Origin of the sequence: Pseudomonas sp. 21LCFQ010 (assembly GCF_024129905.1) — a bacterium.
Taxonomy (GTDB): domain Bacteria; phylum Pseudomonadota; class Gammaproteobacteria; order Pseudomonadales; family Pseudomonadaceae; genus Aquipseudomonas.
In genome coordinates this window covers 188,713-213,923 of sequence record NZ_JAMYDZ010000008.1, presented here as the reverse complement: position 1 = coordinate 213,923, position 25,211 = coordinate 188,713, and the positions used below count along the sequence as shown (strand labels likewise).

General features: G+C 61.7%; 20 protein-coding genes. 10 read left to right on the top strand and 10 right to left on the bottom strand.

Going from position 1 to position 25,211, the window contains the following annotated elements:
• On the top strand, nucleotides 1-127 hold a 127-nt coding region (locus NJC38_RS12400), incomplete at its 5' end, for an aldehyde dehydrogenase family protein (RefSeq protein WP_253115018.1).
• 506 nt (nucleotides 128-633) lie between these two features.
• The gene (locus NJC38_RS12395; protein WP_253115017.1) at nucleotides 634-1,548 is read left to right on the top strand and encodes a DMT family transporter; all 915 of its coding nucleotides are present in this window, start codon (nucleotides 634-636) and stop codon (nucleotides 1,546-1,548) included.
• Between the two features lie 57 nt (nucleotides 1,549-1,605).
• Here the strand turns inward: NJC38_RS12395 and gabP are convergent, their stop codons facing one another.
• A complete protein-coding gene (gabP, locus tag NJC38_RS12390; protein ID WP_253115009.1) occupies nucleotides 1,606-3,009 on the bottom strand; it encodes a GABA permease in 1,404 nt (467 codons plus the stop codon).
• A gap of 294 nt (nucleotides 3,010-3,303) precedes the next feature.
• Here gabP and NJC38_RS12385 point away from each other — a divergent pair, with 294 nt between their 5' ends.
• Entirely contained in the window at nucleotides 3,304-4,320 is a 1,017-nt protein-coding gene (locus tag NJC38_RS12385) for a Fic family protein (RefSeq protein ID WP_253115008.1), read from the top strand.
• A gap of 277 nt (nucleotides 4,321-4,597) precedes the next feature.
• On the opposite strand, the gene NJC38_RS12380 is transcribed toward NJC38_RS12385, so the two are convergent.
• The 3 genes from NJC38_RS12380 to NJC38_RS12370 all read right to left on the bottom strand — a co-directional run bounded on the left by NJC38_RS12380 (nucleotide 4,598) and on the right by NJC38_RS12370 (nucleotide 6,997).
• Nucleotides 4,598-5,143 (bottom strand): HD domain-containing protein, encoded by a 546-nt coding sequence (locus NJC38_RS12380; protein WP_253115016.1) that lies wholly within the window; start codon nucleotides 5,141-5,143, stop codon nucleotides 4,598-4,600.
• Nucleotides 5,144-5,396: 253 nt separating this feature from the next.
• Nucleotides 5,397-6,734: a type II toxin-antitoxin system HipA family toxin gene (locus NJC38_RS12375; RefSeq protein WP_253115007.1), complete on the bottom strand. Its 1,338-nt coding sequence runs from the start codon at nucleotides 6,732-6,734 to the stop codon at nucleotides 5,397-5,399.
• Complete coding sequence (locus NJC38_RS12370; RefSeq protein WP_045487168.1) at nucleotides 6,731-6,997, bottom strand: helix-turn-helix transcriptional regulator; 267 nt, start codon at nucleotides 6,995-6,997, stop codon at nucleotides 6,731-6,733. Before NJC38_RS12370 ends, NJC38_RS12375 begins: the two co-directional genes overlap by 4 nt.
• Before the next feature lie 277 nt (nucleotides 6,998-7,274).
• Here NJC38_RS12370 and NJC38_RS12365 point away from each other — a divergent pair, with 277 nt between their 5' ends.
• From NJC38_RS12365 to NJC38_RS12335, 7 genes are all read left to right on the top strand, one after another.
• Entirely contained in the window at nucleotides 7,275-9,479 is a 2,205-nt protein-coding gene (locus tag NJC38_RS12365; protein WP_253115006.1) for an OsmC domain/YcaO domain-containing protein, read from the top strand.
• A 419-nt stretch (nucleotides 9,480-9,898) separates the two neighbouring features.
• On the top strand, nucleotides 9,899-10,471 hold the full coding sequence (locus NJC38_RS12360; RefSeq protein WP_253115005.1) for a fimbrial protein: 573 nt from the start codon (nucleotides 9,899-9,901) through the stop codon (nucleotides 10,469-10,471).
• Between the two features lie 67 nt (nucleotides 10,472-10,538).
• Entirely contained in the window at nucleotides 10,539-11,234 is a 696-nt protein-coding gene (locus tag NJC38_RS12355) for a molecular chaperone (protein WP_253115004.1), read from the top strand.
• Between the two features lie 29 nt (nucleotides 11,235-11,263).
• Nucleotides 11,264-13,867 carry a fimbria/pilus outer membrane usher protein gene (locus tag NJC38_RS12350; protein ID WP_253115003.1) on the top strand — a complete coding sequence of 868 codons (2,604 nt, stop codon included), beginning with the start codon at nucleotides 11,264-11,266 and terminating at the stop codon, nucleotides 13,865-13,867.
• Between the two features lie 3 nt (nucleotides 13,868-13,870).
• Nucleotides 13,871-14,782, top strand: a complete 912-nt coding sequence (locus tag NJC38_RS12345) for a fimbrial protein (RefSeq protein WP_253115002.1) — start codon at nucleotides 13,871-13,873, stop codon at nucleotides 14,780-14,782.
• Nucleotides 14,783-14,789: 7 nt separating this feature from the next.
• A complete protein-coding gene (locus tag NJC38_RS12340; RefSeq protein WP_253115001.1) occupies nucleotides 14,790-15,257 on the top strand; it encodes a fimbrial protein in 468 nt (155 codons plus the stop codon).
• Nucleotides 15,254-15,736, top strand: coding sequence for a fimbrial protein (locus tag NJC38_RS12335; protein WP_253115000.1), 483 nt, complete (start codon nucleotides 15,254-15,256; stop codon nucleotides 15,734-15,736). The genes NJC38_RS12340 and NJC38_RS12335 overlap by 4 nt, the downstream gene beginning before the upstream one ends.
• Here the strand turns inward: NJC38_RS12335 and NJC38_RS12330 are convergent, their stop codons facing one another.
• The 6 genes from NJC38_RS12330 to NJC38_RS12305 form a co-directional block, all read right to left on the bottom strand.
• Complete coding sequence (locus NJC38_RS12330; protein WP_253114999.1) at nucleotides 15,737-16,384, bottom strand: response regulator; 648 nt, start codon at nucleotides 16,382-16,384, stop codon at nucleotides 15,737-15,739.
• Between the two features lie 30 nt (nucleotides 16,385-16,414).
• Nucleotides 16,415-19,315, bottom strand: a complete 2,901-nt coding sequence (locus tag NJC38_RS12325) for an ATP-binding protein (RefSeq protein WP_253114998.1) — start codon at nucleotides 19,313-19,315, stop codon at nucleotides 16,415-16,417.
• A gap of 120 nt (nucleotides 19,316-19,435) precedes the next feature.
• Complete coding sequence (locus NJC38_RS12320) at nucleotides 19,436-20,635, bottom strand: EAL domain-containing protein (RefSeq protein ID WP_253114997.1); 1,200 nt, start codon at nucleotides 20,633-20,635, stop codon at nucleotides 19,436-19,438.
• Complete coding sequence (locus NJC38_RS12315) at nucleotides 20,632-23,448, bottom strand: ATP-binding protein (RefSeq protein WP_253114996.1); 2,817 nt, start codon at nucleotides 23,446-23,448, stop codon at nucleotides 20,632-20,634. Before NJC38_RS12315 ends, NJC38_RS12320 begins: the two co-directional genes overlap by 4 nt.
• A gap of 118 nt (nucleotides 23,449-23,566) precedes the next feature.
• The gene (locus tag NJC38_RS12310) at nucleotides 23,567-23,956 is read right to left on the bottom strand and encodes a type 1 fimbrial protein (protein WP_253114995.1); all 390 of its coding nucleotides are present in this window, start codon (nucleotides 23,954-23,956) and stop codon (nucleotides 23,567-23,569) included.
• 241 nt (nucleotides 23,957-24,197) lie between these two features.
• Entirely contained in the window at nucleotides 24,198-24,908 is a 711-nt protein-coding gene (locus NJC38_RS12305; RefSeq protein ID WP_253114994.1) for a CPBP family intramembrane glutamic endopeptidase, read from the bottom strand.
• Nucleotides 24,909-25,211: the final 303 nt, after the last annotated feature.

Here is a 25,211-nt window from a genome sequence, read left to right as displayed (position 1 = left end):
CGGTGAAGGCGACGCTTCGACGCCGTTCGGAGGCTACGGCGAGTCAGGCTTTGGCGGTCGCGACAAGTCGCAGTGGGCGCATGATCAGTACACCGAGCTTAAGACCATCTGGATCAATGCTCAGTAAGGTATCGGGTCGTCTTGACCTGATCCTTGTTTGATTTACCGCCTTGGGCACCACGCGGCCCGGGGCGGTAAAGAGTCATGCACAGCACGTGCATGACTCACCGTTCAGGCGAACTTGCACCAAAGCTCAGGGAAGAGCCTTTCAATGTTGCGGCGCCATGGTAATAGGGGCTGTTGTCGGTTCATCACAACCGCGCCGAGGTCTGTTTTGTCGGCCTGCACAGGCTTCACTCTGTTGGGGTGCATGCGACAAAACAGCCACGGCCCTGCGGGTTGCGCCCCAAATCGCGCCATGCTTTGTTGAAGGACTTGAAAAGGGAGTGACCCTTTCCTGCGTCCTTCGCCTCGCCTGACACGATTTGGCGCTGCAACGCGGCCTGCGCTGAAACGTCAACAGCCCCTAGGCTTTATCGGCTGCCAGATAACCCATGAATTGATTGAACAAAACCAGTGCGCAAGCCAGCACAGACCGGCTGCGTTCGCCTGAATTTTGAGATTACTGCCATGATCGTTTCCTCCAATGTTGCGCAGGCTTACTGCGCGACAGTGCATCGCAATGCCCTGATTTGTGCGCACATCGCCGCCATTCTGTTTGGTATGACCGGCATCCTCGGTGCGCTTATCCAGGCTGATTCCAGCATCATCACCTTCGGTCGTGCGGCCTTCGCGGTACTGGCACTGGGCGCGTTTGCCCAGTTGCAGGGGCGCCCGGTATTCAGCGGCCTGAACGGGCGCAAGCTGGCGGTGCTGGCCGTGTCGGGGGTGTTTCTGACCTCACACTGGATCAGCTTTTTCATCGCCGTGAAGGTCGGCGGTGTGGCGGTCGCCACGCTCGGGTTCGCCAGCTTTCCGGCGTTCATTGCATTGATCGACCGAGTGGTGTTCCGTGAGCGCATCAGGTTCGGTGAGGCTGTGCTGGTTGCCTTGGTCAGCCTCGGCCTGGTGCTGGTGGTGCCGTCCTTCGACTTCGCCGACCAAGGCACCATCGGCTTGCTGTGGGGGCTGGGGTCGGGTTTCTCGTTTGCCTTGCTGGCCATCGTCAACCGCCGTTACATCAAGGGCCTGGACTCGATGCAGGTCGCGTTCTGGCAGAACCTCACGGTATCGCTGCTGGTGGCGCCGTTCGTGGTCAACAGCCTGGGCCAGCACGTACTGAGCAGCATGGACTGGGTCTATCTGGCGGTGCTCGGGGTGTTCTGCACCGGCCTGTCCCAGTACCTGTTCGTGCGCAGCCTGAAAACCCTGGACGCACGCAGCGCCGGCCTGATCATCGCGCTGGAACCGGTGTACGCCATCGCCTGCGCCTGGGCGTTGTTCAGTGAAGAACCTTCGCTGCGCATGTTGCTGGGGGCGGCGATCATCATCCTGGCGAGCGTGATCTCGGCACGCGGCAAAAAGGCCGTTGAGTCGAGCACGCATTGATCCTGGACTGATACGAGAAGGGCGAGCCACTGGCTCGCCCTTTTTTGTCAGCTCAGCTCACGCCCGGTGTGCGCTCACCGCCGGTTGTGGATGCTTGCGACGCTCGTTGAGCTTGCCCAACAGCAGAACCAGTCCGGCCAGGGCCAGGGTGCTGGTGACTTCAGCACGATGCTGCGGCATCACGAACATCACGCCTAGAGCAAAGATGATGAAGGCAATCACCGCCCAGGTCAGCCACGGGAACAGCCACATCTTGAACTCAAGCTGTACGTTGCGCCGTTGCAGGATCGAACGCATGCGCAGTTGCGAGAAGGCGATTACCAGATACACCAGCAGTGCAATGGACCCGGACGTCGCCAGCAGGAACGAGAACACCTGAGCCGGGGCGAAGTAGTTGACGATGGTTGCCAGTACGCCGATGAAGGTGCTGGCGATCACCGCGGCCCGTGGTACGCCGACGGCAGAGGTCTTGCCGATGAACGCCGGGGCGTCGGAACGCTTGGCCAGCGAAAAGACCATACGCGAGGCGATGTAGATCGACGAGTTCAGGCAACTGGCCACAGCGACCAGCACCACCAGATCGACAAGGAACTTGGCATAGGGAATCTGCATCAGTTCCAGAGCACGCTGGTAGGAGCCCTGCACCGGCAACAGCGGGTCGTTCCATGGCACGATGGAAATGATCACGAAGATCGACAGGAAGTAGAAAATGCTGATCCGCCAGATCACTGAGCGGGTGGCGCGGGCGATGTTTCTGGCCGGGTCTTTGGATTCCGAGGCCGCAATAGTCACGGCCTCCGTGCCGACAAAACTGAACATGGTGGTCAGCAAGGCGCCGATGATCATGGTCCAGCCGTTGGGCATGAAGCCGCCCTTGGTTTCCAGCAGCAGGCTCAGACCGCTGACTTCGCGGTTGGGCAGCAGGCCTGCCAGTGCCACCAGACCCAGGCCGATGAACGCAACGATGGCAATGATCTTGAGCATGGCGAACCAGAACTCGAACTCACCGTACTTGGACACGCTGAACAGGTTGGTCAGGGTCAGCAGGATGGTCACGCTCAAGGCGTAGAACCATGCGTCGAACTGCGGGAACCAGTTGTTGAGTACCACCCCGGCAGCAATCGCCTCGATGGGGATGACCAATACCCAGAACCACCAGTACAGCCAGCCGATGCTGAACCCGGCCCACGGGCCGATGGCATGGTCTGCGTAAGTCGAGAAGGAACCGGTGTCGGGGCTGGCAACGGCCATTTCACCGAGCATGCGCATCACCAGCACCACCAGCAGGCCGGCCAGCACATACGCGACAATGGCCGAAGGGCCGGCTGAGGCAATGGCATGTCCGGAGCCGACGAACAGCCCGGCACCGATGATGCCTGCGATTGAGAGCATGGTGATATGGCGCGGCTTGAAACCCTGCGCCAGCTCGCCGTTGGGGCGTTCTGATCGTGTTGTTGTCATCCTGTGGCCTTCTATTGGACTTGTTATCAATGGCACGAAGGCGCCCTCATCCTGAGGGTCGGCAAAGCTAACGTCGCTGATGTTCAGGTCAGTCAGGCGCACTTGCCTTTTTAAACTACGCCTGCGCTGGCACGGGCCTGTTGCTCGTGATCGCCACAGGCTTTCGTGAAAGCGACGCTGGCATGTCTGCTGGCGGCGTTGTTCTGGTGGGGCCAGGCATCCAGCTCTTTCGGACAAGAGGGCACTTTGACGATAAAGTGGGTGCCATCTGCCTCACTGCCCGTTCAGAAAACCATGAAGCGCTATCAGCCTCCGCTCACTCTGACGCCCGGCATGTTGACCCTTGTTGCCAGCATTGCTGAGCAGGTCGGTCAACTGACGGAGCGTCGTGCATCGAGCCTTACGCCACAGTTGCGACGAGGCAATCGGATCCGCACCATCCAGGCGTCGCTGGCGATTGAAAACAATACCTTGAGCGTCGAGCAGGTCACGGCGGTGCTGGAGGGGCGCCGTGTGCTGGGGCTGCCGCGAGAGATCCAGGAAGTGCGCAATGCTTTTGCCGCCTATGAGGCGATGCCGGGCTGGCAGCCGGGTTCGCGCAAGGATCTGTTGGCGGCTCATGGTTTGCTGATGCATGGCCTGGTTGATGATGCCGGGCACTTGCGCCAGGGTGGCGTAGGTATCTATCGCGAAGGGCGCTTGCTGCACATGGCGCCTCCGGCTGCCCGGCTGGCGGGGTTGATCGACGATCTGCTGGATTGGGTCCGCTCAACGGATTTGCATCCGCTGATCGCCAGTTGTGTCTTCCACTACGAATTCGAATTCATTCACCCGTTTCAGGACGGCAATGGGCGTATGGGGCGGCTGTGGCAGACACTGATGCTCACTCAGTGGCGCCCGGTACTGGCCTGGTTGCCGGTCGAAACAGTGATTCGCGAGCAGCAAGAAGACTATTACGCCGCGCTATCGGCGGCTGACCGTCTTGCCGAGGCTACGCCGTTCGTGGAGTTCATGTTGCAGGCGCTGCATCGGGCGTTGCTTGAGGGCAGCCTGAGCGATCAAGTAACCGATCAAGTAACCGACCAAGTAAATGCATTAATCACTGCCTTGGCTGACGGGGTTGAACGCAAGGCAGGTGAGTTGATGGACTGTTTACAGCTTGCTCACAGGCCCACCTTTCGCAAGAACTATCTGACCCCTGCTCTGACTGCCGGGCTCGTGGAAATGACCGACCCCGATTCTCCGCGCAGCCCGGTGCAGAAGTACCGACTGACGGCCAGCGGCCGGGCGGTCGCTGGTCGTCAGGGGTAGATCGGCCGGGATGTCAATTCAGGCATCATTCGCGGCCTTTTTTCATCGGTTCCACAGCCCCGGCGCAGCCTTGATCAAAATGCGTGCGGCCTGCACCTGCTGAATGAACAACTGCGGCCGGCTACGAAAGCGGCTACGCCTTGCGCCAACGATCTCGCCAGCGCTGATGGACGCATTGGCAAGATGATTCGCCGCTGTGCGCCGTGTTTGCAGAATGTGGGTGCTTGAGCAGTCGATTACCTGCGCAGGCGCTCATTAGGCGCTTCTGGCGATTGAATCAGTTGATATCAACGTAACGCTGCCGGTAACTCGCCATGGCCGCCAGCAGCCGTTCGCGCAGGTAGCCATGCGCATGGCCGAGCGTACTGAGAATCTGCGCCGATTCGGCCAGGTAGGAACTGCGTTTGGCATGCGACCAGCTGTCGGGCGCCGATTGCAGGTTGGTGATGCGATCGCACAGTTTGATCACCGCAGCCTCGCGCGAGTGTGCGGCGATGCCTTGCAGGTAACGCTCGTCAGAGTAAGGCACGATCAGGTTCTTGCTCAGGCTGGCCACGGTGGCCGCCACCGGTTCGCCAAACACCTCGGCCAGCGCCTGCTGGCTGATGCCGGTGTCTTCCACCACATCGTGCAGCAGCGCGGCGGGCAGGGCGATGTCCAGGGCCCCGACCGACTCCTGGCGGTCGGCGAAGATCAACTCGTTGGCGACCATCGCCACGTGGGTGGCGTAAGGCAGATCCGAGGCTTTCAGCGTCTGCCCCAGGTGAGCCTGGGCGGCGAATAACCAGGCTTTGTTGTAGAGCTGTTGCAGGTCGAGGCTCATGGCAGGGTTACCAGTTTTCACGAGGTCTCGGCAGAGGTTGCCCGACCGAAAGTGTCAGGGTACGCCCTTCGAAGTCTTGGCCTCAACCTGTGGTGGTCTCAGTTGGTTTGCAGCTCCGGTGGCTGGATCGCCAGAGTCAGACGCGATAGCGCCCACTTACTCACATGCACACGGTTGTGAGCGATCCGCCTGGCTTTCGGGTTGAGTCACCTCCAGCGGGAGGCATGTTGAAATGTGCGAAACAGTGTTGCCTCTAACGCTTTCGTGGAGCCAGCAACTCTGAGCGGCCGACCTGTATCCGGTTATCCTCAGGTGCGATGGGGTCGGAGAACCCGGCTTCATGGATGGCAGCATCCAGCCCGCGCAGGTGGGGCGCGGCCTTTGAACTGCGCAGTGTCTGCATGCCTTCGTTCCAGGCGTGTACCATCTGTTTTGCTACATCGCGCCAGGCCGGCTCGTTCTTTGCGGCTTCAATCACTTCTCTGCCGGTAACGACTGCGGACTCGCACAACTGCTCGACCATCGCTGCATACTGGCGAGGGCCAATGCCCAGGCGAGCATTGAAAAAAGTTTCCAGTGTGCGCCCCGCTGTCCAGGTCTGCCGACCTCCTATAGATAAACCGGGCGGATTTGCTGCGAAGCGCGGGTAGGCCTGGGTTGTGACTAGATCGTAAACAGGCGAGAACCTCACGTCTGCCAGTGAGGTGTAATACAACGCGATGTTCTTGGCATGGCAGTCTGCATTACGCACCACATAGTTTGTCAGCAGGTGCCAGCCCAGGTGTTCGCGTTGCTTGCGCAGATGTTCGGCAGGTACATAAACCTGGGTGGCATTGCATACACGTTCTATGGTTGTTGCGTACTTTTCGTGGGGTGGCAGCCCCAGCAAACCACAGGCATCTTCCACACCGTGAGATGCAACGCCATGCTCATCTACATCAAAGCGATCCACCACCAGAACCCGGCCGTCTTCCGACATGCGGCATGGCGCTACGGGGGCGGTCTGCAGACGCTCCAGAACCCGCATGGTGTAGAACTCGTTAAAGCCCAGATAAGGTGTCGTATCGTCAGAACCCTTGATGATGTGAAAGCGGGTGCGCAAAGTGGGCTTGCCTAACGGTAGCTTGTTAACGCTCACATCCTGGGCGATGAATTTGGGCACCACGCCTGAAATTGCTGCCCGGGCATAACGGCGTACCAGTGTCGCAAAATGCCCGGTGGTATTTTCTGCCGTCAGTAGATGACTGATTTCCAATGGCTCTATTTCGGCTTTTGGTCTGACGCCCTCGGGGGTGATCGTGACCCGGCCAATACCGGTTGCACCAATCACGGCCAGCAGAGAAAGATCTGTACCGTCAAGCAATGCACCGAACTCTTCGCGAATGACGCCCAGCAGGTAGCCCTCAGGCAAGTTCTGGCGAAAAAAAGGGAACAGATCACGTGGCCAGCGCCAAGGCGCCTCACGTACCGGTAGTGCCAGGCTGACGAAATCGGCTGCCGCTGTTTGCGGGAGGTAGTGCAAGACGTATTCGTCTCTTTCACGGTACAGCCTGGCAACCGTTCTACCGCAGACATGGACGTCCAGTATCATTGATCTGCCACCCCCGAACGTTGTTCGGCGAGTATGTCCTCAACCGTACGCACATGGCCTGCCCTGACCATCCTCAGGTCATAGCCGGCTGCCTCCAGCAGGCGAACGAGGGCTGCCACGCTCATATCGCCCTTGGCGACTGTTTCCATGCGAGCCACGGTAGAGCGCGAAACACCTGCGCGGCTGGCCAGCGCCTCCTGACTGAGCTGAGCCTCTTTGCGAGCTTGTTTGAGCATTTCTGCTACATCGAAGAGCGTCGTCATTTGTAGCCCTTTAGCGTCAATAAATTGCTTGGTGTCATAAAATGTAGCCCAAGGGATACAAAAAGACCAAGCCTCTCGCTTTGAGAAACCAGGATTGGCTGCCAGTTTTGTAGCTCTAGAGCATCAGGTAATCTTGATCTCGGGCAGGCTGTGGCTTCAAGGCTACAGTTTTCTATGCGAATAACTGTGGTGTGCCTCACTGAGCAAAACCACAACACCTGCCATGCAAAACCCGGATAATGGCCGCCAATTCTGCTCGCAATTCTGGTAGTCCCGCATGGAAATCAAGGTCAACTTTCTCGATAACCTTCGACTTGAAGCCAAGTTCGATGACTTCACGGTCATCGCCGACCAACCGATCCGCTATAAAGGCGACGGTTCGGCACCGGGGCCGTTCGATTATTTCCTGGCATCGTCGGCCTTGTGCGCGGCTTATTTCGTCAAGCTGTACTGCCAGACCCGCGACATTCCTACCGAAAACATCCGCCTGTCGCAGAACAACATCGTCGACCCGGAGAATCGTTACAACCAGATCTTCAAGATCCAGGTGGAGCTGCCCGCCGATATTTCGGAAAAAGACCGTCTGGGCATTTTGCGTTCCATCGATCGCTGTACGGTGAAAAAGGTGGTGCAGGCCGGTCCTGAATTTGTCATCGAAGAAGTCGACAACCTCGACGCCGATGCCCAGGCACTGTTGATTCCTGCTGCCGATGCCGGTGCGAGCACCTACATCCTTGGCAAGGACCTGCCGCTGGAACAGACCATCGCTAATATGTCGGGCATCCTCGCCGCGCTGGGGATGAAGATCGAGATCGCTTCGTGGCGCAACATCGTGCCCAACGTCTGGTCGCTGCACGTGCGCGACGCGCATTCGCCGATGTGTTTCACCAACGGCAAGGGCGCGACCAAGGAAAGCGCGCTGGCCTCGGCACTGGGCGAGTTCATCGAGCGGCTGAACTGCAACTTCTTCTACAACGACCAGTTCTGGGGCGAGGACATCGCTAATGCAGACTTCGTGCATTACCCCAACGAGCGCTGGTTCAAACCGGGGCGCAAAGACGCCTTGCCCAAAGAGATCCTTGACGAGCATTGCCGCGAGATCTACAACCCCGATGGCGAGCTGCTCGGTTCGCACCTGTACGACACCAACTCCGGTAACATCGAGCGTGGCATTTGCTCGCTGCCGTTCGTGCGTCAGTCCGATGGCGAGGTGGTCTACTTCCCCTCCAACCTGATCGAGAACCTGTTTCTCAGCAACGGCATGAGCGCCGGTAACACGTTGGCCGAAGCCCAGGTGCAGTGCCTGTCGGAGATCTTCGAGCGGGCGGTGAAGCGCGAAATCCTCGAAGGCGAGCTGGCGCTGCCGGACGTGCCGCAGGACGTCCTGGCCAAGTACCCGGCCATCGTCGCCGGTATTCAGGGCCTGGAAGAACAAGGCTTCCCGGTGCTGGTCAAGGATGCCTCGCTGGGCGGTGAATTCCCGGTGATGTGTGTGACCCTGATGAACCCGCGTACCGGCGGCGTGTTCGCCTCGTTCGGCGCGCACCCAAGCTTCGAGGTGGCGCTGGAGCGCAGCCTGACCGAACTGCTGCAAGGCCGCAGCTTCGAAGGTCTGAACGACCTGCCGCAGCCGACCTTCGAAAGCCAGGCGCTGATGGAGCCAAACAATTTCGTTGAGCACTTCATCGACTCCAGCGGTGTGGTGTCGTGGCGTTTCTTCAGCGCCAGGTCTGACTTCGAGTTCGTCGAGTGGGATTTCTCAGGCCAGGGCGAAGACTCCAACGCCCAGGAAGCCGCGACCCTGTTCGGCATCCTTGCCGACCTCGACAAGGAAGTGTACATGGCGGTGTATGACGACCTCGGCGCCACCGCCTGTCGCATCCTGGTGCCGGGTTACTCGGAAATCTACCCGGTAGACGACCTGATCTGGGACAACACCAACAAGGCGCTGTTCTTCCGCGAAGACATCCTCAATCTGCACAGCCTCGAACAGGAGCAACTGGAAGACCTGGTGCAGCGCCTGACTGAAAGCGAACTGGACGAGTACAGCGACATCACCACGCTGATCGGCATCGAGTTCGACGACAACACCGCCTGGGGGCAGTTGACCATTCTGGAACTCAAGCTGCTGATCAACCTGGCGCTGCAGCGTTTCGAAGAAGCCAAGGAACAGGTCGAAATGTTCCTGCAGTACAACGACAACACCGTCGAGCGCGGCCTGTTCTATCAGGCGGTGAACGTGGCGCTGGAAGTGGAACTGGACAACGAGCTGGAACTGGCCGACTACGAAGTCAACTTCCGTCGTATGTTCGGCAACGAGCGTATGGATGCGGTGCTCGGATCGCTTCAAGGCAGCGTGCGCTTCTACGGCCTGACCCCGACCAGCACGAAGCTCGAAGGCCTCGAGCGTCACCAGCGGCTGGTCGACAGCTATAAAAAACTGCATGCGGCGCGCGCCAGGGCAGCGGGACTGGCCGGCTGACAGCCCGCCGCTCCGGGCCTCTTCGACGGCTTGTCGTCGAGGGGGCCAGCTAGCCCGCACCCAGGCTATGGCCGGGCAGCGCTTCTGACTGTTCTACCCTGGCGTCCCCCCTTTCTGACAACACTGTCCCGGCAGGCCACATGCCCTGCTGGCCGGATGGCAGCCTGTTCACTTCGTTCTGTAGCCCAAGGGCACGCCCGGCAGACGCCCGGTCGGACCTGGCCCGGCCAACCTTGAAAAGACTCCTGCCCGTTGGATTTTCCGGGGCCGGGCAACGATGCCCGGATAGATGACCAAATAAAGGCATGCGGCCAGCAATTAAGATTCGTCTAATGTCTGGCTTGGCGATGGCAATGCACCATGGTCTGGCTTACCGATGAGGTCGGTAACCAACCATCCAACCGTAAAAGGGCATTGCCATGCTGAACACTCTGAGCAAATTCACTCTCGTCTGCGGCGCCACGTGCCTGCTGGCCAGCACCGCTTCTTTCGCCGACCAGGGCCAGATCGTCTTCACCGGCTCGGTCACCGACAACGCCTGCACCATCAGCACCGCCGACGTCAGCAAGTCGGTCACCCTGGACCCAGTGCGTATTGCCGACTTCGCCTCCGCCGTAGGCTCCAAGGCCAAACCGAAGAACTTCTCCCTGAACCTGGAGAACTGCAGCACCGAGGCCAAGAAAAACGTATCGATCACCTTCAGCGGCCAGCCGGACGCCACCGATGCCTCGCTGCTGGGCCTGAAGGGCGACAGCCAGGTCAAGGGTATCGCCATCCAGATCGACGATGCCCGCAACGGCAGCAAGGTCGCGCTGAATTCGCCGGTCGACTATGCCCTGCGCAACCAGGGCAACACCTTTGACTTCACCGCCTCCTACGTGCGGACTGTCGCCGACGTGGTCACCGGTTCGGGTGAGGATACGGTGACCACCTCCGGCATCGGCACCGGTCAGGTCAACGCCCTGGCCACCTTCGATGTGACCTACCGCTAACTCCTCTCCCTGCTTGCCGTGGGCCGCGTGTAATGGCGCGGCCTGCGGATCCCAAAGGTTATCGATCATGCGTCTGAAACTCTTCCTGTCCCTGGCCCTGTTGCCGTTGTGGTTCCCGGCCGGCGCCGATGCCGCCGTGATGGTGGGCGCCACCCGGCTGGTCTACGACGGTGCCTCGAAAGAGGCCAACCTCACGGTCAGCAATCGCGGCGATGATTCGCCGTTCCTCGTGCAGTCCTGGGTGAGCCGCTACAACGGCAGCGAAGCCAGTGTCGACAGCTTCATCGTTACGCCGCCGCTATTCAGGCTCGATGCCAACAAGGAAAACATCCTGCGCGTCGTGTTCACCGGCGGGGCTGATGTGCCTCAGGACCGCGAGAGCCTGTTCCTGATGAACGTCAAGGCGATTCCGGCGATGAGCGATGCGCAGCGCGACAAAAACGTCCTGCAGATCGCGCTCAAGACCACCATCAAACTGTTCTACCGCCCTGCGGGCCTGAAGGGGTCGCTCAAGGACAGCGTGAAACAACTCGGCTGGGCGGCGAAGGCTGGCACGCTGTCGGTCGACAACCCGTCCGGTTTCCACGTGGTGATCAGCGAACTGAAGGTTAATGGCCAGGCCATCACCAGCGCCATGGACGCGCTGCGTCCCGGTGAGCACCGTGACTTCCCCGTCAAGGCCAAAGCCGGTGATGAAGTCTTGCTCAGCTACATCGACGACTACGGCACACACATCACCGCCCCTGTCGTCCATCTGCACTGATTCGCCGCACTCGCCACCCAGGAAATCCCATGTCCGTTTCGCTCCCATTCATGCGCCGTGGCGCCGTGAAGGCCTTAGGCTGCCTGCTGGCAACCGTCCTGGCCCTGCATTTGGTGCCGGCGCAGGCGGGTTTCCAGTTCGATCCGTCGTTTCTGGAAATCGGCGGTGGCCAGGGTTCGACCGAGCTTCAGCAACAGATCGGCGCCATGAGCGAAGGTCAATTGCCAGGCGTCTATCGCGTCGGCATTTCGCTCAACCAGCGTTTCGTCGATCAGCGCGATATCCGTTTTGTACGCGCCACGGGCGGTGCCAACCCGTCGGACACCGGCCTGTTTCCCTGCCTGGACGCTGACTTTTTCCGCAGCCAGGGCGTGGCTGAGCAGGCGTTGGCCAAGCGGACCGATGCCGACCCGACCTGCCTGGCGTTCGATCAGGGCCTGGCCGGTGTCAGCTATGACTACGACTTCAACCAGCAGACCCTGGCGATCGAGGTGCCACAGGCTTACCTGGGCGAGATCCCCTTCGAGGTGCGTCGTCGCCAATGGAGCAGCGGCGAGCGCGTGGCGTTCACCCATTATTCGCTGTCTGGCAGTTCTGTGCAGTCCGAGACCGGCCGGCGTCAGGACCAGTTCGGCAGCTTTCGCAGCGGCCTGAATGCCGGGGCCTGGCGTCTGCGCAACTTCTCCACCTGGCGCAAGGGCAGCGACACGCCTGGGCGCTGGGAGTCACTGGAAACCTACGCCCAGCGAGACTTGGGCGACATGATGGCGATGGCCACGGTCGGCGATGCGGCCACCGAAGGCGATCTGTTCGACGCCATTCCCTACCGCGGCGTGGGCATTGCTTCGGACCTGGAAATGCTGCCCGACCAGGCGCGTGGCTTCGCGCCGGTGATCCGTGGCATTGCCAATGGTCGTTCGCGGGTGATCATTCGCCAGCGTGGCTATGTCATCCACGAGCAGTGGGTGCCGTCCGGGCCGTTTGCCCTCACCGATCTGTACCCGACGGCCAGCAACGGTGACATCGAAGTCACCGTTCAAAGTGCCGATGGCCAGGTGCAGGTCTATACCCAGTCGTTCTCCTCGGTGCCCTACATGCTGCGCGAGGGCCAGCAGACCTATTCGCTTTATGCCGGCCGCTATCGTCCGTCGTCGGACTTCGGCCAAGACACGCCCGTTTTCCTGCAGGGCACCCTGCGCCGTGGGCTGGTGCAAGGGACCACGGTGTTTGGCGGCACCCTGCTTAGCGATCGCTACAGCGCCGCACTGTTGGGTGTTGCCCATGACTTCGCGGGCTTCGGTGCGTTGTCCGTCGATGTAACCCATGCGCGCGCGGCCGAAGTGGGGCCAGACCACTCCACCCAGAGCGGGCAGTCGTTACGCTTTCGCTATTCCAAGTCGCTGGCGGTGACCAATACCACGTTCAGCCTGGTCGGCTATCGCTACTCCACCTCCGGTTACTACGCTTTTGCCGAAGCGCTGGACAGTCGCGCCAATGCCCAGGTCGTCCAGCCGTACCGCAAGCCAGGTGAGCTGCTGCCTGCCGTGAGTTATCGCAGCGGCCATATGAAAAGCAATTTCAACGCGAACATCTCCCAACAGCTGGGCCACTACGGAGCCATGTTCGCCACGCTGTCCAAGACCGCCTACTGGGCCAGCGATGCCGCCGATACCAACCTGCAGATGGGCTACAACTTCAGTGTCGGTGATATTTCGTATTCGCTCGGGGCGGGAGTGACCCAAGGACAGACCAGGGACCGCAACCTGACCCTGAGCTTCAGCATGCCGCTGGGCGGATCGGGCAATCGGCGCTTGTCGGCGACCACCAGCCGCAGTGCCCGCGGCAATGCCTCGCACATGGCCACCTTGAGCGGCAATGCGCTCCAGGACGACGTGCTGGCCTACAGCGCCGGTGTGAGCCAGCGGGTCAGTGCCGGCCAGGGCGCGGCAGGCGGTGCGTTTGCCGCCCAGTACGATGCGCCCAACGCCATCTTCCATGGTGGCTACAACCAGTCCGGGGACAACCGCCAACTGGACCTGGGGATGGAGGGCTCGGTCGTGGCCTACGACAGCCAGGTGATCTTCGGGCAGCCCCTGGGGGAGACCAATGTGATCGTCGCCGCTCCGGGGGCGGCGCATGTGAGCCTTACCAACAAACGTGGCGTGCGTACCAACGGCAATGGCTACGCCGTCGTGCCTTCGGCCATGCCGTATCGCAAGAACCGGATATCGCTGGATACCCAGACGATTGCGCAGAACGTCGACATTCAGCAACTGGTACAGGACGTCACCCCCAATCGCGGTGCCTTCGTGGTAGCGGATTTCGAAACCCGCAGCGGTCGGCGGATCCTGTTCCACATCAGCGACCCCCAAGGCCAGGTGGCGCCTTTTGCCGCCAGTGCCGAGCTGTTCGCAGCCGACGGCCGCTCGCTGGGCAGTACCCTGGTGGCCGACAGCGGCCGGGCGTTCCTGACTGGCGTACCGCCGCAGGCGCGTCTGCAGGTCAGTGCGGGTGGCCAGCCCTGGTGCAGCGTTGAACTGCACCTCGACGACGAAGATGCCGCCGCCGGCATCACCCAGATGAACCTTCAATGCGAGCGCACGCCGGGTACGGCCAGCGCCAAGGATTCCTGAACAATGAACGCGAACCCTACCTCACTCACCCCGTGGCGCCAGTTGCCGGCCATCCTGCTGCTGGTGCTGGGCTGGCTGTTCGCCGGGCAGGCCCATGCATTGATCGGCGGCAGCATCAGTTGCAGCGTGTCTGGCACTCCAACGTTCGGCTATACCTTCGAACCCGGCGCCGAGATGAAGATTCCCTTCAGCGGCAATTGCCAGGCGATCCGGGTCTTTCCCCGCGGCGCCGCCCTCAACCACGAGTTGTACCTGACCTCGGGCAGCGGCGTGCAACTGCAACTGCTGGACCCTGTCTACAACATGTATCCCACCCCATTGCCGCTGGGCAACTTTGGCGGCACTTGCTTCAACCCCTATTGCGGGTACATGCCACCTGGCGCGGGTTTCTCCTACACCTTCTATGTGGTGGGCAGGGCTCCCACGTCACCGGGTGTGCGCGAGGTCACCCTGCGCCTTGGCTATACCGCGATCGGTTACCCCGCCTACGCAGAGTGGATGCATCAGGTCAATTTCAGGTTCACGGTCGTCGATACCAGTTGCACGGTCAGGTCGCCCAGTTCGGTAGACCTGTCGTTCGGCAGTATCAGCAGTGCCAACCTGAACAACCAGAAGCAGTCCACCAGTGTGCTGGTCAATTGCCCCACGGCGAAGTCGGCCAACGTCTATCTGGTGCCCACCCAGGAGGTGGTCAACGCCGGCTCCGGGCTGGCACGCACGTCGCTGACGGGCCTGAACATGCAGGCCTTGTGGACCGATACATCCAGCCCGGTGGCGTTTGGCACACCTCGGTTCATGCAACTGCGGGCCGGCTCCAACGCCCTGAACCTGACCTTCAAGCCCCAGCTGGCATCCTCGCAGGCGCCGTCCGGCGCGTTCCAGAGCCAGTACACGCTGGTCATCAACTACCTCTGAGGTTTTCATGAAAAAAATCTGGTTTGCGCTGTGCCTGGCCAGCGCCACCGTCAACGCCGCCGACGTGGTGACCCTTAACGTCAAAGGGACACTGGTGCGCCCGCCGTGTCAGCTCAGCACGGGGACGACGCTCACGGCGGACTTCGGCAATGTGCGCATCGACGAGGTCCCGCAGACTGCGACGAAAAGCCTGCCGGTGACGATGAACTGCCCGGCCGGTTCGGGGCTGAATGTCAGCTTCAGTTCGAGCAACGGCACCTATACCTCCACCGTGGCCAAGACCACGGCGAACAATCTGGGCGTCTCCTTGCTGTGGGCGGACAACTCTGCCGCCAACCTGCAGGGCAGTGCCAAAACCTACAGCAACCTCAACGGCAACGTGGATATCAGCCTCAAGGCGCAATTGGTCAAACGCGGTGACCTGGCCCCGGGGCAGTTCAACTCTTCCATCGTCATGACGATCAATTACCAATGAAAAAGCTCTTTTGGATGTGCCTGGCGGTGGCCGGCAGTGCACTGGCACAACCGGCGGACACCGCCAGGGTTCAAGTCAGCGGCACGCTGGTCACGCCGCCTTGCAGCCCGGGGTTTGCGACCTCGCTGGACGTGAAGCTGGACGATGTCAACGTGCGCCAGTTGCTCGACGACAGTGCGACCGTGACCGAAGTCCCGCTGACCTTCGCCTGTCGACCCGACAGCCGGGTAAGCCTGCTGCTGTCGGCCGGGTTGGGCAGTGTCGACAGCCAGACCTTGCGTACCAGCCGCGAAGGCCTTGGGCTGCGGCTGGTCGGTGTGGGTAGCAAGCCCGCTTTAACCCTGGGTGAAACCAGCAACTGGACCGTCGGCAATGAACCGCTGGTGCTGACCTTGCGGGTCAGGCCGGTATCTCTGGGGGCGTTGCCGCCAGCCGGCAGCTTCACCGCGACCCTGCTGATGCAGATCCTCTACCTGTGATCAATGGAACTGCCTGGCCTCGAAGCAGTAGGTCAGCAGCGCCTGGTCACTGTCCACTTCCAGCTTGCGCATGGCCGAGATTTTCTGGGCACTGACAGTCTTGTTGCTGCGACACAACTGGCGGGCGATGTCGCTCACACTCATGCCGGTGACGAACAGGCGCAGCACTTCCAGCTCCCGTGGCGACAGGCTCTGGAACCGCTCTTCGAGCTGATGTGGATTGCTCACCACTGACCGGGCTTCGGCCACCGGACTTTTATAGCTGCGCTGCGCACTGAGCGCGCTGATCGCCTTCTCTATTTCGCCGTGCAGGTGGTTTTTCTGGATGACGCCGGCCACGCCCAGTTCCTCCAGCCGGGTGAGGATCAGGTTGTTGGAGATCATGGTCAGGACCAGCACCTGGGTCTCGGGAAAATGGCGCAGCACGTATTCGATCAGCTTCAGGCCGTCGCCATAGGTGGCGTCGCCGGGCATGTTGAAATCGGTGATCAACAACTGCGGTCGATGCTTGCGCAACTGCTCCACCAGTTCGCTGGGGCTCACGGCCTCACCGACAAGGTTGCAGCGGGCGTCACGCTGGACGATCTCGCGCACGCCCAGCAGGACGATGGGATGGTCGTCGGCGATGACAACGTTCATTTCAGGCATGTCGGGTACTCTTGTAAAAGACATTGATCATCACGACGGCTCGGCCAGCAGACACTGCGCCACGGCGGACAGCCGGGCGCACAGCAAGCGGATCTGCTGGATTGCGTGGGCATTCAACGGTCCTTCGTGCAAGGCGTTCTCCCATTGCTGGCAGGCGGTATACAAGGCCTCGGCGTGGACGCTGGCCAGGGCGCCACTGAGGCTGTGCAGGTGTTGCTGGACCTGGCCCGCGTCATTGCGTTCCAGGGCGTGTTCGATCTGCTGGACATCGGCCAGCAGGGTGTCGCCCATCAATTGGCGCATGGCCGCCGACAGTTCGATCCAGCCGTCACGGTCCTTGTCCCGCTCCGGTGTAGCGACCATCAGGCCGCTGGCCCGCTTGCAGTGCGCGAGCAGGGTCTGACGCAACAGGCTCATGCTCAGCGGCTTGACGACCCAGGCATTCATGCCCACGGCCAGGCAACGGCGACCCTCCTCGCGCAGGGCGTTGGCGGTGACACCGATAATCGGGACCTGCACGCCCTGTTCGCGCAGGGTACGGGCCAGGTCATAGCCGTTCATGCGTGGCATGTTGATGTCGGTGATGACCAGATCGAATGGCTGGGCGCTCCAGATTTGCAACGCCTGCTGGCCGTCACGGGCCACAGTGGGGTGGGCCCCCAGGGCTTCGAGCTGCTCGCGCAGCACGGCCTGGCTGACCGGGTTGTCTTCGACCACCAGCACCCGCACGTTCAGGCAAGGTGCCCCCAGGCCAGGCGGCAGCATCACCTGCGCCGGCTGCGGCGCGGGGCTGTGCACCACGGGCAGGGTGATGAGCAGCGAGAAGCTGCTGCCCAGGCCGGGCTCGCTGACCACGCGCATGCTGCCGCCCATGAGTTCGCTCAGCCGCGAGCAGATCGACAGCCCGAGCCCCGCACCATTGCCGTCCTGGCCGGCAGCGACCTGATAGAAAGGTTTGAACAACTGCTCCAGGGCCTTTTCCGGAATGCCCACACCGGTATCGGTGACTTGCCACTGCAGCGAAACGCCGTCGTCGGTCAGTGCCTGTACGGTCAGGCGCAGGCGTACCCGTCCGGAGTCGGTGAACTTGATCGCATTGCCCAGCAGGTTATGCAGGATCTGGCGGATCCTTCCGGCGTCGCCCTCGATCTGCTGCGGCACTTGCGGATCGATCTCCGCCTCGATCTGCAGCCCTTTGTTGCGCGCCGTGGCGGTGAAGCCCAGGACCGCTTCCTCGACCAGTTGCGTGGGGTCGAACGGTGCCATCTCCAGGGCCATCTGCCCGGACTCGATCTTCGATACGTCCAGCACGTTGCTGATTAGCTGAAACAGGACGGTGGACGAACCCTGGATGATCTCCAGGTATTGGCGCTGGCGCTCGCTCATCTCGGTGAGGCCGAGCAGTTCCAGATTGCCGAGTACGCCATACAGCGGTGTGCGGATCTCGTGGCTCATGGTCGCCAGGAACACGGTCTTGGCTTCGTTGGCGGCAGTGGCCTGGCGATGCGCCTGATTGAGCAGCAGCGTTTCGTCCACCTGCCGGGTGATGTCATTGCAGCCACAGAGAAACACGTCCTGCCCTTCGTAGCGCGCGGCGACCACCACCACTTGCAGGTAATGCTCGCCGACCGCCAGGCACATTTCGCCCGGCACCTGCTCGCCGTCATTGGCATCCAGCACTTGCAGCAAGGGGGCCGTGGCGCCCAGTTGTGCCGCCCGCTGGTTTTCCAGCAGCAACTGCCGGTCGCTGCGCCGAATCACGCACAGCCCTACCGGGGCGTTGTGCAGCATGATGCGGTTGAACGCCTCGCTGTCGAACAGACGCTCCTGGGCGCGCTGCGCGGGCATGACGATGCGCGATTTGTACCAGCGATTGATCCAGATTGCCGCCAGCACGGCGGCGATGAAGGTCAGGGCCAGGCCCAGCAACGGCCACTTCGCGTAGCGCAGGAAGTCCTGGTAGGTGATGGCGTACAGGCCCGTCCAGCGTGCACCACTCTGCGAGACCATCTTGAAGCGCAAGCCCTGGCTGTTGAAGCTCAGGCCCATGGGGGCCAGCTCTTCTTCGCCGAGGTCGCCCAATATCACGTCCCCGTCGGGAGAGATCAGGGTGAACTGGTTGTACACCGACAGGCGCAATACCCGCTCGAACTCATCGACCTGTGTTGTGTCCACCACCGCCGTCAAGGTCAGCAGCCCCTTGGCGCGCGCGGGGGGCAGCAGGGCGTTGGCGGCATCGATGCCGATCATTGCCACGATGCTGCGGTTGCCGTGGTAAAGCTGCAGCGGCGCACGCATCCAGCGTACACGCCGGTCGTTGAGCAGCAGGCTTTGAGCCTGGCGCAGTTGCTGCAGGCGGTTGACGACGGTGGGGTATTGATCGGGCAGCAACGACAGGTGTTGGCGCAGGTCGCCGATACCCGGCACGGCCAGGCTGGCATCGCCCTCTGGCGCCAGGACGAACAACTGCGGTGAGGCGTAGAAGGAGTTCGCCCAGAACCCGCCGTAGTAGTCGGTCAACTGAACGCCCAAGGCCAGCGCCCGGCGAATGTCACTCTGGGTAAAGGTCGCGGTGTGCGACAGGGTAAAGGGCAGCGACAGCTCGAAGCCTTTGGCCTGGAGCAGGGTCTGGTCACCGTCGGTCTGCGATTTCATGACTGAAATCGACTGCACGTCGGATAAGGGTGGGGCATTGGTCCGGCGGTAACCCACTGCGACATTGCGCATGAAGGTCTCATGCTCGTGGACGATTTCGAGCACCCGGGCGAAGTGGAACTCGACTCGCTGCTGTTCTGACTCCAGCAAGCGCGACACGGCCCAGTAGCAGGTGCTCGACAGCAGCAGGAGCAAGCCTGTGAGCAGGAGCAGGGCTTTGTTCAGGCGCTGGGAGCTTTGCGCCAGCTTATCCAGGCGCAGGCTTGCATGTTTCATGATGGGTATCGCTCAACCTGATTCGGGTAGTGGAGCCGATGCGCAATGCACCCGGCAACGAACGCCCCTTTGATCAGGGCTGCCCATCCGTGGGGCTGCATGGCATAGGACCGCGGTGAGTCAGATTGGTGCTAGCCATAGGCCATCTTCTAGCAGCAGTTTAGTGAACTTGTCCGACGGCACGGCCTGGGAGATCAGAAAACCTTGCACCTGATCGCAACGCACCCGCCGCAGCACAGCCAGCTCTTCCTGGGTTTGCGCACCCTCGGCCACCGTGACCAGGCCAAGTTTTCGTCCCAGCTCAGCGATGCTAAGCAAGGCCGATGCCAGCCCTTCGTTGCTGGCACACCCGTGGACCAGCGAGCGGTCGATCTTCAGCTCGGTAAAGGGGGTTGAGACCAGATTGAAATACGAGCTGTAGCCCTTGCCGAAGTCATCCTGTGCCAGGCCGAAGCCCATCAGGCGCAGGCGGCAGGCCCCGGCGAAATAGTTGCTGGACAACTGGGTGGTGGAGTTCTCCATCAACTCGAAGGTGATCTGTCGCGGTTCTGCCTGGTTGGCGCGTACCTGGCCCAGCAGGCGGTCGACCAGATCGTCCTGATCCAGCAGGTGGGTCGGCAGATTGATCGAAACGGGCAGGCGATAACCGAGCTGTGCCCAGCGGGCCTGGGCAGCCAGCGTCTGGCCGAGCATGCAGGTCAACAGTTGGTTTTCCAGTTCGGCGCTTTCGAGCTCGTCGAGAAAGGCGCCGGGCAGCAGCAGGCCTTCGTCAGGATGGACCCAGCGCACCAAAGCCTCGGCAGCGGCGATGCGTCCGTCGTGCAACGACTTCTTGGGCTGGAACCAGGCCTGGATCTCGCCATTGCCCAAGGCGCGCAACAGCGTGTCCCGGGAGCGACAACCGCGTGGCAGGCCACGTGGCGTGCGGGCTTGCTCGGCCATCTGGTCCAGGCTGTCGCGCAGGGCGCGGATTTCCGGGATGCTCACGGGTTTTGAGATCAGCCCGGCCACCCGCAGGCCCAGATTTTTGGCGACCTGCCCGGAGCCCACCAGCATGCGCCGCGAGGCCGCAGTCATCAGTGCCAGGGCCGGCGGAGACGGCAGTTGCGCCAGTTGCTGGATCAACTGGACACCGTCCATCTGCGGCATCATCAGGTCACTCAGCAACAGGTCATAGCGCTTTTGTGCCAGGCGTTGAATGGCACTCGCGCCGTCCCAGGCAAGGTCGACTTCGAAGCCGCCTGCGGCCTGGAATACATTGCTCAGGTATTGGTGCTGAAAGGGATGATCCTCCACGATGAGCACGCGATAAACAGTCAAGGCTCGCTTCTCTGATAGGGTTGCAGGCACTGGTACAGCGCCCGCAGGGTGAAAGGTTTGACCAGGAAATGATCCATGCCGGCCCCCAGGCAGCGCTCTGCTTCGTCGAGCATCGCGTTGGCGGTGGCGCCCACGATCGGTTGCAAACAGCCCAGGCGGCGCAACTGCTCGGTGAGCTGGTAACCATTCATGCGCGGCATGTTGACGTCGGTGAGGATGATGTCGAAGTCGGCCTCCTGCCAGAGTGACAAGGCCTCGACGCCGTCACGCGCCAGCACCACCGTACAGCCCAGTTCCTCGAGCTGGTCACGCAGGATCAACTGGTTGATCAGGTTGTCTTCGGCGACCAGCAGGTGCAGGCTCAGCCTGGGTTCTATGGCTGCTTCACGGGGCGTCGGGCGCGCTTGCTCGGTCACGCCCTGGGCGTGGCTGACGGCCTGGTTGAGCGCCTGCAGGTCGTTCAGACCGACGCGCCAGCAGGTTGACGATTCGCGTGTGAGTCCATGAACTTCGGCTGTGACCATGACCCGGGGGCCTGACCATGCCTGCCATTGAGCCGTACGGGCGGGGCCGGGTTGCAGCTCCACCAGCACTGCATCGGGCTCGGCCGCAGAGGGCAGGCCCGCTCGCGCCTGCGCACCCCAGCGGCGCAGCCAGCCGGTCACGCAGTCGGCCAGTTCCTGCACCGGTGAGCACACGTAGACGCGCTCGCTCAGCAACGTCAGTGCCCATTTTCGGGTGTTTGGTGCCTGCACCTGTTCAAGGGGCAGGGCGAAGGTAAAGCTGCTACCCAGGCCCGGCTCGCTGAACACTCGCAAGGTGCCGTTCATCAGATGAACCAGACGCTTGCAAATCGACAGGCCCAGCCCGGTGCCCGCCACCACGTTGGCGTTGCCACTGGTCTGGAAGAACGGTTCGAACAGAAACGGCTGGTCTTGGGCGGCGATGCCTTTACCGGTATCGGTGACTTGCCATTGCAGCAGGGTGCGCTCGCCCTCGCGGCTTTCTTCGTGCAGGCGCAATACGATGCGTCCGCTCTCGGTGAATTTCAGCGCATTGTTGAGCAGATTATTGAGGATCTGGCGGATTCGCGTAACGTCGCCGCGCACGGACTCCGGCACCTGCGGGTCGATACAGGCGAACAGTTGCAGGCCTTTGCTCTGGGCGGCGCCCGCATAACCCTGAATCACCTCTTGCGCCAGTGCCTGTGGCGAGAACACGCTCAGCTCCAGGGCCAGTTGCCCCGCCTCGATCTTCGAGACGTCCAGCACATCGCAGATCAGTTGCAACAGCGTGGCGGAGGATCCTTCGATCGCGTTCAGGTAGCCGCGCTGCTGGCTGTCGAGGTCCGTGCGCCCGAGCAGTTCGAGGGTCCCCAGCACGCCGTACAGCGGCGTGCGGATTTCATGGCTCATGGTCGCCAGGAACAGCGTCTTGGCTTCGTTGGCGGCATCGGCCATGGCACGTGCCTGTTGCAGGGCCAGTTCCACCAGCTTGCGCTCGCTGATGTCACTGAACGCGCAGATCAGCACGTCTTCGCGTTGATAGCGGGTGGGGGCAAAGCTCAGGAACAAATGGCGTCCGTCGGCCATCTGCAGCTCGTCGGTGCTGCCCTGCTCGGCGTCATCAAAGGCGCGGTGGATCCAGCCATGACAGCGTTGCTCCCGCTCGCCACTGTCGCCCAGCCACTGCTGTGACAGGGTGTTTTCCAGTACCACCGCGCCGTCGCTGCGGCGCAGGACGCACAGGGCGACCGGCGCGATGCGGATCACCGTGCTGCTGAAGGCCTCGCTTTCCACCAGGGCTTCTATACGGTTCGCTGCTGGAATGATCAGCCGCTGGTCGATGCGCCGGACCAGCCACAGCATCAGCACGCTGACCAGCACGCACAGCAGGAGGCTGACGACGAACGGCACGGCCAGGCTCGGCAGCAGGGAGCGAAACTCCAGGCTGTAGACGATCTGCCAATGCGAATAGCTCAGGTGCTTGCGGATGGCCAGGCGGTCCGGCAGCCAGCCGCCACCTTCCCAGCCGAAGCGCGCCGTGGAGCGCTCGTGGCGCAGCGCGTGTACCGCGCCGGGCTGGTGCGGCGTGCTGCTGAAGATCAGCTTGCCGGCGCCGTCGAGCAGCATGAAGTCGCCCGCCTGTTCATGGCGCAGGGCATTGACCAGTTCGGGGCCGTCCACCTCCAGGCCCAGCCAGCCGGAGGTCGGGGTCCGCTCATCCAGGCGGGTGAAGATGTACAGCGGGGAGTCGAGTCGGCTCTGTTCGGTCAGCCAGAGTTCGTCACTGACCGAGACCTTGCCGGTATCGACGGTGAGCAGGCGCTGTAACACCTCCAGCGGAACTTCTTTGGAGGTGTCACCGGAGGTGAACAGGCGCTGGACCTCGGGGACTTTGCGTTGCGGTACATAGATCAGGTTGACCTGGTTGCGTTCCAGGTGGCCGAGCATGCGCCGGGTCAGCCACAGGCTCCAGAGATTGCCCGGTTCGCCGAGGCTGATGTGCACTTCCTCGGTAGGCACGCTGTTGAGGTTGCCTTGTGGTGTCGTCATGTGGCGGACCGTCGACAGCCCAAGGCCCTTCAGCAGGGTCTGACGGCTGACGAAGAAGCTCTGGGCATCGGAGATCGCCTCGTTCATGTAACTGCGTCGCAGTGAAATCTCCTGGTTGAACGCGGCGTGCAGGTAGCTGTAGGCACCCAGGTAGATGCCTACCACCAGCGCCAGGGCGAACAGGCGCAAGAGCTTGCGAGCAGCTTCGGGTGTCGAAAAGGACGAATCGGCGAGAGGCAGGAAGTGTGTGAGTTTCATCCTTGCAGCGTAAGGAGCGAGAGACGACATCTGAATAGGACGTATCTCAAAGCGCCCGGAGGGCGAAGCTGCCTTGGTCGTGCCAGGCGGAAGGCTCACTGCCGAGCGGGCAAGGCCCTTATGGCTCTGTGAGGGTCACCAGATAGTGGCCGGTGGTGAGCGTTTCACCCGTGCGGCCGACCAGCCTGTATTGCTGGTTGTAATAGCGACCCTGGGTGTTGCTGGCGATCAGTCTGGCCTGCACCGAAGGGTCATCCACGGCAGCGTTGGCAGTGGGGGTATTGACGGGGGATGTATCCAGGCGGCGCACGTCGATCCGCGGTGCCCGCGTGCGTGCGGTGCAACTGTCCAGGCGCCAGCCGTCTGCCGACGAGGACGCCGAGCATGGGGCTTCCACGACGCTGCCGTGGAACCTGATCACGCCCTGATCGTTGCTGGGCGCCGCCAGGCACGCCGAACCGAGGCTGGAAAAGAGGGCAAGACCGAGTCCGAACGATTTCCAGCTCACAGTGATACTCCAGGAAAAAATGACTTTCCTGGCTATCGGCGTGCCGGGCGATTATCTGAAGCGCACCGGGGCTCGAGGCGACGAGCTGTCGCCTGGAGCGGTCAGTCGGCAGCGCCGCTCAGGTGCCCGATTGAAGCGGACATGCTGATCTGGGCGCCTTGAATGGGGATTGATGCTGGCGGGGTATTCGAGATCTCCTGCTACTGAAAAACAACCTGGATAAGGTGGGCGCTGACAGTGCTCAGTCGAGGCTGGTAAGGAACAGGTCCGACGTCATGCCCGTGGCGTCGGCCAGGGCATGCAGCAGTATCGGTGCGGCCAGACCGCCGCTGACGATCCGCGCCACCCCGAGGATGACGCCCAGGCCGCCCATCAGCAGGTATGAGGGCCAGTGCTGGTACTGCCCCTGGGCCTGCATGAACAGCAGCGTCGTGACGATCACCGCCAGGGTCTGCCAGGTACGCCCGTTCAGGGGAAACAGACGAATCAGGAAATGCCGATACAGCAGCTCTTCGGTGATCGCCGGGAACACCAGGATCATGGCGAAAAACAGCATGATTTGGACCGCCGAAAAGTCGGACAGGGCCGGCCCCCTGAATGTGCCCTGGGTATGACCCAAGGCGGCTTCGATGAAGGTGACCACCAGATAGGCGACGATGATGAGCGGCGCGCCCAGGCGTAATGCGCGTTCCGGATCGTGCCCGAGCAGTGCCTTGAAGCCGCCCTGCCGACGGTATTGCAAGATGGCCAGCAACAACAGGATGGCGCCGGTGATGCCCTGTGTGCCGAGCAGCCACAGCAGATTCCAGCGCGTTTCTCCCACCAGGCCGGGGGCGGCCAGATGGCAAGCCAGGAACACGGCCACGGCCAGTGCCGCCATGCCCACGCGCCGGAACCAGCAATAAGGCTCGGTTTCGACCGAGACGGTCCTTGAGCTGTCGTTGAACGTCATTACCCTTTCCTCAACCACGAATGTTGCCGGTCAACACCCGTCAGCGGCCTGATGGCAGCCTTATGGATGCACTTGAGACCTGCAAAGGTAGGGCGCCGGAGCAGGCGGCTGAATAAGACGTGTCTGAAACGGTGGCAGGCAAGAGGGCAGTCAGGTCGGCACACCGAGTACTGACAAAGCGGTCCGGGCTGACGAGGGGGCTTTGGGCAATTAAAAAGCCGGCTTGTGGCCGGCTTCTCGTTGGCGACTTTGGCTTATTTTTGGTAAACCGCAGCCGCCTGCAAAAGGTGCATTCGCGAGGAA

Excerpts from the sequence above, each read along its gene's own strand:
- gabP (WP_253115009.1), bottom strand. The coding sequence starts at position 3,009 with ATGACAACAACACGATCAGAACGCCCCAACGGCGAGCTGGCGCAGGGT.
- NJC38_RS12385 (WP_253115008.1), top strand. The coding sequence starts at position 3,304 with ATGAAGCGCTATCAGCCTCCGCTCACTCTGACGCCCGGCATGTTGACC.
- NJC38_RS12380 (WP_253115016.1), bottom strand. The coding sequence starts at position 5,143 with ATGAGCCTCGACCTGCAACAGCTCTACAACAAAGCCTGGTTATTCGCC.
- NJC38_RS12375 (WP_253115007.1), bottom strand. The coding sequence starts at position 6,734 with ATGATACTGGACGTCCATGTCTGCGGTAGAACGGTTGCCAGGCTGTAC.
- NJC38_RS12370 (WP_045487168.1), bottom strand. The coding sequence starts at position 6,997 with ATGACGACGCTCTTCGATGTAGCAGAAATGCTCAAACAAGCTCGCAAA.
- NJC38_RS12365 (WP_253115006.1), top strand. The coding sequence starts at position 7,275 with ATGGAAATCAAGGTCAACTTTCTCGATAACCTTCGACTTGAAGCCAAG.
- NJC38_RS12360 (WP_253115005.1), top strand. The coding sequence starts at position 9,899 with ATGCTGAACACTCTGAGCAAATTCACTCTCGTCTGCGGCGCCACGTGC.
- NJC38_RS12355 (WP_253115004.1), top strand. The coding sequence starts at position 10,539 with ATGCGTCTGAAACTCTTCCTGTCCCTGGCCCTGTTGCCGTTGTGGTTC.
- NJC38_RS12350 (WP_253115003.1), top strand. The coding sequence starts at position 11,264 with ATGTCCGTTTCGCTCCCATTCATGCGCCGTGGCGCCGTGAAGGCCTTA.
- NJC38_RS12345 (WP_253115002.1), top strand. The coding sequence starts at position 13,871 with ATGAACGCGAACCCTACCTCACTCACCCCGTGGCGCCAGTTGCCGGCC.
- NJC38_RS12340 (WP_253115001.1), top strand. The coding sequence starts at position 14,790 with ATGAAAAAAATCTGGTTTGCGCTGTGCCTGGCCAGCGCCACCGTCAAC.
- NJC38_RS12335 (WP_253115000.1), top strand. The coding sequence starts at position 15,254 with ATGAAAAAGCTCTTTTGGATGTGCCTGGCGGTGGCCGGCAGTGCACTG.
- NJC38_RS12330 (WP_253114999.1), bottom strand. The coding sequence starts at position 16,384 with ATGCCTGAAATGAACGTTGTCATCGCCGACGACCATCCCATCGTCCTG.
- NJC38_RS12325 (WP_253114998.1), bottom strand. The coding sequence starts at position 19,315 with ATGAAACATGCAAGCCTGCGCCTGGATAAGCTGGCGCAAAGCTCCCAG.
- NJC38_RS12315 (WP_253114996.1), bottom strand. The coding sequence starts at position 23,448 with ATGAAACTCACACACTTCCTGCCTCTCGCCGATTCGTCCTTTTCGACA.
- NJC38_RS12305 (WP_253114994.1), bottom strand. The coding sequence starts at position 24,908 with ATGACGTTCAACGACAGCTCAAGGACCGTCTCGGTCGAAACCGAGCCT.